Annotated in this window: 8 protein-coding genes; 5 read left to right on the top strand and 3 right to left on the bottom strand. The window is 71.1% G+C overall.

Features of this window, described 5'->3' with window-relative positions:
- Positions 1-125: 125 nt before the first annotated feature.
- On the top strand, positions 126-1532 hold the full coding sequence (locus P1P70_RS34320) for an FAD-binding oxidoreductase (RefSeq protein ID WP_319244817.1): 1407 nt from the start codon (positions 126-128) through the stop codon (positions 1530-1532).
- Positions 1533-1557: 25 nt separating this feature from the next.
- Here P1P70_RS34320 and P1P70_RS34315 read toward each other — a convergent pair whose 3' ends face one another.
- The gene (locus tag P1P70_RS34315) at positions 1558-1971 is read right to left on the bottom strand and encodes an SsgA family sporulation/cell division regulator (RefSeq protein ID WP_319244816.1); all 414 of its coding nucleotides are present in this window, start codon (positions 1969-1971) and stop codon (positions 1558-1560) included.
- A 264-nt stretch (positions 1972-2235) separates the two neighbouring features.
- Between P1P70_RS34315 and P1P70_RS34310 the strand changes: the two genes are divergently transcribed.
- Both P1P70_RS34310 and P1P70_RS34305 read left to right on the top strand, forming a co-directional pair.
- On the top strand, positions 2236-3990 hold the full coding sequence (locus P1P70_RS34310; RefSeq protein WP_319244814.1) for an RDD family protein: 1755 nt from the start codon (positions 2236-2238) through the stop codon (positions 3988-3990).
- A 90-nt stretch (positions 3991-4080) separates the two neighbouring features.
- The gene (locus P1P70_RS34305; RefSeq protein ID WP_319244812.1) at positions 4081-4791 is read left to right on the top strand and encodes an RDD family protein; all 711 of its coding nucleotides are present in this window, start codon (positions 4081-4083) and stop codon (positions 4789-4791) included.
- A 95-nt stretch (positions 4792-4886) separates the two neighbouring features.
- Here P1P70_RS34305 and P1P70_RS34300 read toward each other — a convergent pair whose 3' ends face one another.
- Positions 4887-5186, bottom strand: coding sequence for a hypothetical protein (locus tag P1P70_RS34300; RefSeq protein WP_319244810.1), 300 nt, complete (start codon positions 5184-5186; stop codon positions 4887-4889).
- 437 nt (positions 5187-5623) lie between these two features.
- On the opposite strand from P1P70_RS34300, the gene P1P70_RS34295 reads away from it, so the two are divergent.
- The gene (locus P1P70_RS34295) at positions 5624-7978 is read left to right on the top strand and encodes an immune inhibitor A domain-containing protein (protein ID WP_319244808.1); all 2355 of its coding nucleotides are present in this window, start codon (positions 5624-5626) and stop codon (positions 7976-7978) included.
- Between the two features lie 123 nt (positions 7979-8101).
- Positions 8102-8464 (top strand): hypothetical protein, encoded by a 363-nt coding sequence (locus P1P70_RS34290; protein ID WP_319244806.1) that lies wholly within the window; start codon positions 8102-8104, stop codon positions 8462-8464.
- A 40-nt stretch (positions 8465-8504) separates the two neighbouring features.
- On the opposite strand, the gene P1P70_RS34285 is transcribed toward P1P70_RS34290, so the two are convergent.
- On the bottom strand, positions 8505-9092 hold the full coding sequence (locus tag P1P70_RS34285) for an isochorismatase family protein (RefSeq protein ID WP_319244804.1): 588 nt from the start codon (positions 9090-9092) through the stop codon (positions 8505-8507).
- Positions 9093-9320: the final 228 nt, after the last annotated feature.

Here is a 9320-nt window from a genome sequence, read left to right as displayed (position 1 = left end):
CGCCCGCCCCGCCCGCTCCTCGTTCTCCACAGACATGGCGTCACTGTGCGTCAATACGACGACCACATCCCGCACCCGAACGCTCGCGCCGACGGGTTCACACCGATGGCCGTGAGTGCGAACCTGTGATCATGAGCCGTATCCAAGCCCCGTCCGACGAGACGACCGGCAACCTCGTCGACCGACTGCTCAGCGGCCTGCCGCCGGAGGCGGTCCTCGTCGACCCGGACGTCACCACCTCCTACGCGAACGACATGGCGAGCTTCTGCGAGGCCGGTGTCCCGGCGGTCGTCGTCCTGCCCCGAACCGTCGAACAGGTGCAGCACGTCATGCGCACCGCCACCGAACTGCGCGTCCCGGTCGTCCCGCAGGGCGCCCGCACCGGCCTGTCCGGGGGCGCCAACGCCTCCGAGGGCTGCATCGTGCTGTCCCTGACCAAGATGGACCGGATCCTCGAGATCGACCCGGTCGACCGCATCGCCGTCGTCGAACCCGGCGTCATCAACGCGGCCCTCTCCCGCGCGGTCGACGAGCACGGCCTCTCCTACCCGCCCGACCCCTCCAGCTGGGAGATGTGCACGATCGGCGGCAACATCGGCACGGCCTCCGGCGGCCTGTGCTGTGTGAAGTACGGGGTGACCGCCGAGTACGTCCTCGGCCTGGACGTCGTGCTCGCCGACGGCCGGCTGATGTCCACCGGCAGGCGCACCGCGAAGGGCGTCGCCGGCTACGACCTCACCCGGCTCTTCGTCGGCTCGGAGGGCTCGCTCGGCATCGTCGTCCGCGCGACCCTCGCCCTCAAGCCGCGGCCGCCCCGGCAGCTGGTGCTGGCGGCGGAGTTCGCGTCGGCGGCCGCCGCCTGCGACGCGGTGTGCCGGATCATGGCCGGCGGGCACGTCCCGTCACTGCTCGAACTCATGGACCGTACGACGGTGAAGGCCGTGAACGACCTGGCGCACATGGGGCTGCCGGAGACCACCGAGGCGCTGTTGCTCGCCGCCTTCGACACCCCGGACCCGGCCGCCGACCTCGCCGCCGTCGGCGCGCTGTGCGAGGCCGCGGGCGCCACCCAGGTCGTCCCGGCGGACGACGCGGCGGAGTCCGAACTGCTGCTCCAGGCACGGCGGTTGTCGCTCACCGCGCTGGAGGCGGTGAAGGGCACGACGATGATCGACGACGTGTGCGTGCCGCGCTCGAAGCTCGGCGAGCTGCTTGACGGCGTCGACCGCATCGCCGAGAAGTACGACCTGACCATCGGGGTCTGCGCGCACGCCGGCGACGGCAACACGCACCCCACCGTCTGCTTCGACGCGGCGGACCCCGACGAGTCCCGCCGCGCCCGCGAGTCCTTCGACGAGATCATGGCCCTCGGTCTGGAACTCGGCGGCACGATCACCGGCGAGCACGGTGTGGGCATCCTCAAGAAGGAGTGGCTGGCGCGGGAGATCGGCCCGGTGGGCATGGAGATGCAGCGGGCGGTGAAGTCCGTCTTCGACCCGCTGGGCATCCTCAATCCGGGCAAGCTGTTCTGACGCCCGTGTTCCCGGGACCAGTCCCTCACTGGGCGAGGAGTTCGGCCAGGCCGTCGTCGATGCCCAGCATGTCGAACTCCGAGCCCGGCTGGACCAGCCGCAGGGTCCGCTCCAGCCAGGCCGACACCGCGGCGGCCGGCGCTTCGAGCAGGGCGTCCCCGTCCGGTGAACTGAGCGCCATCAGGACGACGCTGCGGCCGGACACCTTCGTCGGCCACACCCGCACGTCCCCGTGCCCGCACGGCCGGAACACCCCCTCGACGAGCAACTCCCGCGCGAACGTCCAGTGCACCGGCCGGTCGGAGTTGACGTGGAAGGTGATGTGGACGGCGTACGGGTCGTCGCTGCGGTAGCCCAGCTTGGCCGGCACGGGGATGCTGCGCTCGGGCGACAGGACGAGTCTGAGCTCCAGTTCGCGCTCCACGACGGTGTGCCGCATGGTGATCGTTCCTCTCTCGTGGAGGGCCCCGTGGGCGGGCCCGTACGAGTGAGAGCGGCGTGGGCCCCGAAGCATTACGCGGGTTCGCGAAACTTTTTTCCGACGAGTCCACCGACCGGTACCCGGCACCTCGCGGCCCGCCCCGCCCGTAGCAGATCCGTGCGCGAATGGGGCGGGTCCGGAGGCAGCGGTCATGGACCGTGCCCACGTCTGGTAGATCTGGTTGCCTCCATCAAACCCACGAGCAGATACGGGACGACGGACATGAGCGCCCCAACCCCGGCCCCCGGCGACGACAGGCCCCGCGAAGGGTATTACCCGGACCCGTCCATTCCTGGATATGTCCGGTACTGGAACGGCGCGGCCTGGGTGCCGGGTACGAGCCGTCCGGCGCCCTCCGACGGTGAGCCGCTCGCCCCGCCGCCCGGCTCCGGCCCGTCCGGCGCCGTGGAGGAGACGGGCCCGCACTTCTTCGACGAGGACCCCGCGGGCGACGGCGACGCGGCGAGGCCGTCCGACAGTGCCCTGCACGGCTCCCGTCCCGAGCCCGCCTCCGCGTGGGGCGCCGACCGCTCCCGCCAGACCGGCTTCGGCGGCGACAAGGACCGCCTCGTCTCCTGGGGTTCCGCCCGCAGCGCCGACCCCCGCCTCTCGCTCTCGGCCGACACGGGCAGTACGGGTGGTGCGGGGGACGCGGACGGTGCCGCAGACGGCTCCGGCGGCTCCGGCGGCTTCGACGGCTCGGCCGGCCCCACCGGCTCCCCGGGCTTCGGGGACCCCGGGCATACGGCGAGCACGGACGGCACGGCGACCATCCCGCCGGCGGACACCGACGACGAGGCCGGGGCCACGCCGGGCACGGTGGTCTTCCGGCGCCCGAACGCCTCCGGGCGCCCGGAGGCGGCAGAGAGCGCGGAACCCGCGTCGTCGGACGGCACCATGGCCTTCCGGCCGTCCTCGCGCACGGGGCAGCAGGACGGCGCCGCCCCCGTGGCTCCCGCCGCCTTCGGCGCGCCCCTGACCCCGGCGCAGGTCGCCGCCCAGCAGGCCCTGGGCCTCTCCCCGCAGTCCTCGTCGCCCTCGTCGTCGGCACCGTCCGGTCCTCAGCAGGGCCCGCAGACCCCGCCCGCCGCGCAGGACCCGTCGGTGCCGCAGGGTCCGCCGCCGGGCGGTGCGGCCCCGGCGTCAACGGCCCCCGTTCAGGCCCCGGTTCCCTCGGCGATCGCGCCGGCGTCCCCCGTCACTCCTGCCGTCCCGGTCCCGCAGCCGCAGCAGACCCCGTTCGGTGGCGCCTTCCCCTCGGCCCCGCAGGCGGTCCAGTCCCCGCAGGCTCAGCCCCTCGCGCCGGGCGTGCCCCAGCAGTCCACCACCCCGCAGTCCGCCGACACCCCGATGGCCGTCGGCCTCGGCGGCGGGCAGCCCTCCTGGGCCCAGCAGGTGCACCAGCTGGCCGGGGGCGACGGTGAGCAGCCCGTCGCGCCGTGGAAGCCGGTCGTCGAGGACCCCTTCCAGGCGGCCGCCCGGCGGCAGGCCGAGACCAGACCGGCGGGGCTCGGCAGACGGCTGGCCGCCCGGCTGGTGGACAGCCTGGTGGTCGGCGGCGTCACGGCCGCGGCCGCCGTGCCGTTCGGCACCAAGGCGCTCGACCACATCGACGAGAAGATCGACGCGGCCAGGCTCTCCGGCGAGAAGGTCACCGTCTGGCTGGTCGACGGCACGACCTCCGTCTACCTGGGCATCATCCTGGGCGTCCTGTTCCTCGTCAGCGCCCTCTACGAGGTGCTGCCCACCGCCAAGTGGGGCCGCACCCTCGGCAAGCGGCTGTTCGGCATCGAGGTCCGGGACATCGAGGGCCACGAGCCCCCGTCCTTCATGGGCTCACTGCGGCGCTGGCTCGTCCACACCGTCTCCGGGCTGCTGGGCGTCGGCGTGATCGGCGTGCTGTGGTGCGTGTGGGACAAGCCGTGGCGCCAGTGCTGGCACGACAAGGCGGCCCACACGTTCGTGGCGGGCGACTAGCGGGTGCTGAAGCCGCTCCCGCCGCGTCCCCGTACTCCGGACGGCCCCGTGCCGGATGCGGAGGCGGGGGGTTCGCGGTCGACTCGGGCCATGAGTACCGAACCGCCGCCCTTCGGCTCCGGTCAGTCCCCGGACGACGACCCGTTCAGGAAGCAGCAGCCCCCGCCGCGGCAGGGCGGCGGCTCCCCGTACGACCCGCCGCCCCAGCAGCCGCCGTACGGGGGCGGCGGCGGGCAACCGCCGTACGGCAGTCAGCCGCCTCCCCACGGCGACCAGCCGCCTCCCCACGGCGGCGGTCCCTACGGCGGTGACCCCTACGGCGGTGGCCCGTACCCCAACGACCCGCTCTCCGGCATGCCGCCGCTCGCCGACAGCGGGAAGCGGGTGCTCGCGCGGATCATCGACATGATCCTGGTGGCCATCGTGGTGGGGCTGCTGGCCTGGGCGTTCAGGATCAGCCAGTACACCGTGGACTCGGACGACTTCGAGTTCGGCAAGTCCCTGGCGCAGGAGGCGCTCGCGGCGGTCCTCTACATCGCCTACGACACGTACTTCACCGTCAAGAACGGCCAGACCCTCGGCAAGAAGCTGATGAGACTGCGGGTGGCGAACCTCAACGACGGCTCCACCCCCTCCGTGCAGACCGCGCTGACGCGCGCGGCCGTGCTGTGGATCCCGTTCGCCTTCTGCTGCGCCTGCATCTGGACGGCGATCGCGGGCGGCTGGAGCTTCTTCGACAAGCCCTACAAGCAGGGTCTGCACGACAAGGCGGCCAAGACGGTGGTGGTCAGCACCGCTTGAGCGGAGCTGACGGGCACGGGGGGCGCACGACGACGGCGGGTCCGTGGAGCACGGGCCCGCCGAAGCGTTTCATCAAGCTGTCACCGAGTGCCGGTTCAGGAACCCATCCGCTCGTGCACGGGCTCCCGTACGGCCTCGGACCGCGCGGCCACCCGGCTTCGGGCCGGGGCGGCGAAGGAGGCCCTGGGGCGTGCGGCGGGGCGGGCGGATGCGCCTGGCGCGGGCTTGGGCAGCGGCACCGTCAGCGCGACGAGCAGGCCCAGGGCCAGGGCGGACAGGGCGATCACCGCGATGCCCGCGCCGGAACTCGTCTGTGACAGCAGCAGCATGGCGAGGGTGGACAAGATCACGGTGCAGGAGCCGTAGGCGAGCTGTGCGGTCGTCGGACGAGGCATGGCAATCGTGTCCTCGGGTGGGATTCAAAGGTCAAGCAGTGCAGTCGGCTTGGCTTCTGCCGACCTCCGGCGCTCCGCCAATCGACTCTATTCGCCAGGGTGCCCGAGTGGAACGACGGGTAAGCGTGACCTGACACACGGTGCCGGGTGCACAGGGGGCGCACGGGTTCATGGGGTCCGGCAAGTGGACGCATATGCGCGCCGGTTCGAGAGGCGGTCGGACGGGGGCGAGCCGCGCGCATAACGACCGGATAACGAACAAGCGCTTCCCCTGGACGCCGATAATCCACTTGACCTGAGCAAGTCAAGATCTGTTTTTTATGTCGAAACTCCGATCGAATGGCGTCACTTGACTACACGCGTATACCGCGCGCGGACTCCTCCACGATCGGGGCCATCCCCCTTCCGCGCGAACGGTACGCGGGGGAGGAACTCAAGTGACCAGTAGACCCTGGACGTACAGAGCGGCGGCGATCGGCGTCGCGGTCGCCACGGCGGCGGCGACCCTGTCCGCGTTCACCGTGGCGCAGGCCGCGGACACCGCTCCGGCGGCGTCCGTCGACCGGCACGACCCGGCGGACCACGAGCACGCCGACGACCACGACCTCGAAGGCCCCCTGAGCAAGACCCAGGAGGCCCAGCGCGAGGAGGCCCTGCGGCAGGTCATATCCGGCGACGCCACGGTCAAGAACCGTGACGGCTCGCAGGTCGTACAGCTGAAGAGCAAGAAGGGCAAGAGCAAGTACGTCGAGCTCGGCCGCGAGAAGACCGACAAGATCTTCACGATCCTGGTCGAGTTCGGCGACGAGATCGACAGCCGCTACGGCGGCACCCCCGGCCCGCTGCACAACCGGATAGCGGAGCCGGACCGCACCCAGGACAACTCCACGGCCTGGCAGGCGGACTACGACCAGAAGCACTTCCAGGACCTGTACTTCGGCACCGGCAAGAAGACCGAGTCGATGAAGAAGTACTACGAGAAGCAGTCCTCGGGCCGCTACTCGATCGAGGGCGAGGTCTCGGACTGGGTCAAGGTCCCCTACAACGAGGCCCGCTACGGCTCCAACCACTGCGGTGACACCACCTGCGACAACGTGTGGAACGTGGTCAGTGACGGTCTCACGTCCTGGGTCGCCCAGCAGAAGGCAGCGGGGCGCACCGACGCGGAGATCAAGGCCGACGTGGCCGAGTTCGACCAGTGGGACCGCTACGACTTCGACGCCGACGGCGACTTCAACGAGCCCGACGGCTACATCGACCACTTCCAGATCGTGCACGCCGGTGAGGACGAGTCCGCGGGCGGCGGCGCACAGGGCGAGGACGCCATCTGGGCCCACCGCTGGTACGCGTTCGGCACCGACGCGGGCGCGACCGGTCCGGCCGACAACAAGCTCGGCGGCGCCAAGATCGGCGACACGGGCATCTGGGTCGGCGACTACACGGTCCAGCCGGAGAACGGCGGCCTCGGTGTCTTCGCCCACGAGTACGGCCACGACCTCGGTCTGCCGGACCACTACGACACCCAGGGCGGCGACAACTCCACCGGCTTCTGGACCCTGATGTCCTCCGGTTCCTGGCTCGGCACCGGCAAGGAGGCCATCGGCGACCTCCCCGGGGACATGACCGCCTGGGACAAGCTCCAGCTCGGCTGGCTCGACTACGACACGGCGAAGGCCGCGACGAAGTCGAAGCACAAGCTGGGGGTCGCGGAGTACAACACCAAGGACAAGCAGGCCCTCGTGGTCGAGCTGCCGAAGAAGTCGGTGACCACGGAGATCGTGCAGCCGGCGCAGGGCGCCACACAGTGGTGGAGCGGCAGCGGCAACGACCTCAAGAACACGCTGTCCCGTCCGGTGGACCTCACCGGCAGGTCGTCGGCGTCCCTCACCCTCGACGGCTGGTGGGACATCGAGCGCAACTACGACTTCCTCTACGCCGAGGTTTCGACGGACGGCGGAGCCAACTGGACGGCACTCGACGGGACCGCGAACGGCACGGCGATCCCCCGTGACGGCAGCGACAAGCCCGGGTTGACCGGATCGGTCGCCGCCTACCAGGAGCTCGCCTACCCGCTCGACGCCTACGCGGGCAAGAAGTTCGACCTGCGCTTCCGCTACCAGACCGACGGGGGCCTGGCCCTCAAGGGCTTCGCGGCCGACCGGATCGCGGTCACGGCCGACGGGGCGACCGTCTTCGCCGACGACGTGGAGAGCGCCGACGCCGCCTGGACGGCGAAGGGCTTCAGCCGCAAGGGCGCGAACTACACCTCGGACTACGCCCAGTACTACATCGCCGAGAACCGTCAGTACGTGTCGTACGACAAGACGCTGAAGGTCGGCCCGTACAACTTCGGCTTCTCGACCACGCGTCCGTCCTGGGTGGAGCACTTCCCGTACCAGAACGGTCTGTTGATCTGGAAGTGGGACACCTCGCAGGCGGACAACAACACCAGCGTGCACCCCGGCACGGGTCTCCTCCTGCCGGTGGACTCGCACCCGGCGGCGCTGAAGTGGGCCGACGGCACGGTGATGCGCAGCCGGATCCAGTCCTACGACTCGCCCTTCAGCCTCTACCGCACGGACGGTCTGAAGCTGCACAAGGCGGACGTGCTGACGAGGATCCCGTCGTCGAAGGGTGTGTCCACGTTCAACGACCGGGCCCACACCTACTACGACCCGGCGACCCCGCTCGCCGGTGTCAAGATCACTGACACCAACACCAAGATCAAGATCGTCAAGGAGGCCAAGGACGGCTCCACGATCTCGGTCCAGGTCGGCCCCGCGGTGAAGTAAACAGTATTTCCGCAGGTCAGAGCATGTTCGGCCGCGACCCCCTTGGCGGGTCGCGGCCGAACGTGTTTAGGTGCGGGGTGTGGCCTTCTTATTGACACTGACGCTCACGGGGGTGTGACCTGCATGGCCGCAGGAGGTTTCTGCAAACTGCCGGACGGCAATGTCGTCGTCGCCCTGAACCTGCCGGGGGCGACGGCGCCGGGCACTCCGGGCACCAGCTGGGCTCCGGCGGACGACGGCTCCGTACGGGTCCTGGTCCTCGCCGCGAACCGGGCCCGGGCCCTGACCCGGCTCCGCAATCTGGGCATGCGAGCGGTGTACCTCCGCGGCAACGCGGCGCCCCCGACCCTGGACGAGATCACGGCCGTCCTGCACCACCCCGACGGCCTCATATGGCGCACGTCCCCGGTCTGCCCCGCCTCCACGACCCCGGAGCTGTGGCACCCGATCAGAGCGCTGCTGAGGAGGCCGCCGGTGCGGGTGTGACCCGGCGGGTGCCCGCCGGGCCGTCGGCCGACCCGTGGGACTACACCACCGGCTTGCCCGACAGCTCCACGCCCGCCCCGCGCAGCTCCTCCAGCGCCCGCTCCGTGGTCTCCTCGGCCACCCCGGCCGTCAGGTCCAGCAGGACCTGGGTGCGGAAGCCCTCGCGTGCTGCGTCCAGGGCGGTGGCGCGTACGCAGTGGTCCGTGGCGATGCCGACGACGTCGACCTCGGTGATGTCACGGGCGCGCAGCCACTCGGCGAGGGAGGCGCCGTTCTCGTCGGCGCCCTCGAAACCGCTGTACGCCGCCGCGTACGCCCCCTTGTCGAACACGGCGTCCACCGCGCCGGAGGCGACCGCCGGAGCGAAGTTCGGGTGGAAGCCCACCCCCTCCGTACCGGCGACACAGTGCGCCGGCCAGGAGTGCGTGTAGTCGGGGTTGTCGGAGAAGTGGCCACCGGGGGCGATGTGGTGGTCACGGGTGGCCACCACGTGCTGGTAGCCGGGGCCGGCCGCCTGGCCGATCAGCTCGGTGACGGCGGCGGCCACGTCGGCACCGCCGGCCACCGCGAGACTGCCCCCCTCGCAGAAGTCGTTCTGCACGTCGACGACGATCAAGGCGCGGCGCATGGTGTCGGTGTCCTTCGACTCTTCGGTTCTCGGGTGTGGGTAGGGGCGCGGGTGCGGTGGGAAACTGCGAACTTCCGAGCCTAGAGACTTCGAGAGCTGTTCGGGAGGGGGCATCCGGCGCTCGACTGTTGCGCGGACCGGAGCACGGGCCGGACAAGCGGGGCGCGCGGGCGCTCGCGGCAGGGCACACCGGACACGTTCACTCCGGCCCACCCCCCAGCGTGCCCC

This window comes from Streptomyces sp. MB09-02B (genome assembly GCF_033794485.1).
Classification (GTDB): domain Bacteria; phylum Actinomycetota; class Actinomycetes; order Streptomycetales; family Streptomycetaceae; genus Streptomyces.
The sequence above is the reverse complement of the archived record's forward strand: the minus strand, read 5'-3'. Positions and strand labels throughout refer to the sequence as shown.

What these genes read in the sequence shown, in the direction of transcription:
- P1P70_RS34315 (WP_319244816.1), bottom strand. Translation starts at nt 1,971, where the DNA reads ATGCGGCACACCGTCGTGGAGCGCGAACTGGAGCTCAGACTCGTCCTG.
- P1P70_RS34310 (WP_319244814.1), top strand. Translation starts at nt 2,236, where the DNA reads ATGAGCGCCCCAACCCCGGCCCCCGGCGACGACAGGCCCCGCGAAGGG.
- P1P70_RS34305 (WP_319244812.1), top strand. Translation starts at nt 4,081, where the DNA reads ATGAGTACCGAACCGCCGCCCTTCGGCTCCGGTCAGTCCCCGGACGAC.
- P1P70_RS34300 (WP_319244810.1), bottom strand. Translation starts at nt 5,186, where the DNA reads ATGCCTCGTCCGACGACCGCACAGCTCGCCTACGGCTCCTGCACCGTG.
- P1P70_RS34290 (WP_319244806.1), top strand. Translation starts at nt 8,102, where the DNA reads ATGGCCGCAGGAGGTTTCTGCAAACTGCCGGACGGCAATGTCGTCGTC.
- P1P70_RS34285 (WP_319244804.1), bottom strand. Translation starts at nt 9,092, where the DNA reads ATGCGCCGCGCCTTGATCGTCGTCGACGTGCAGAACGACTTCTGCGAG.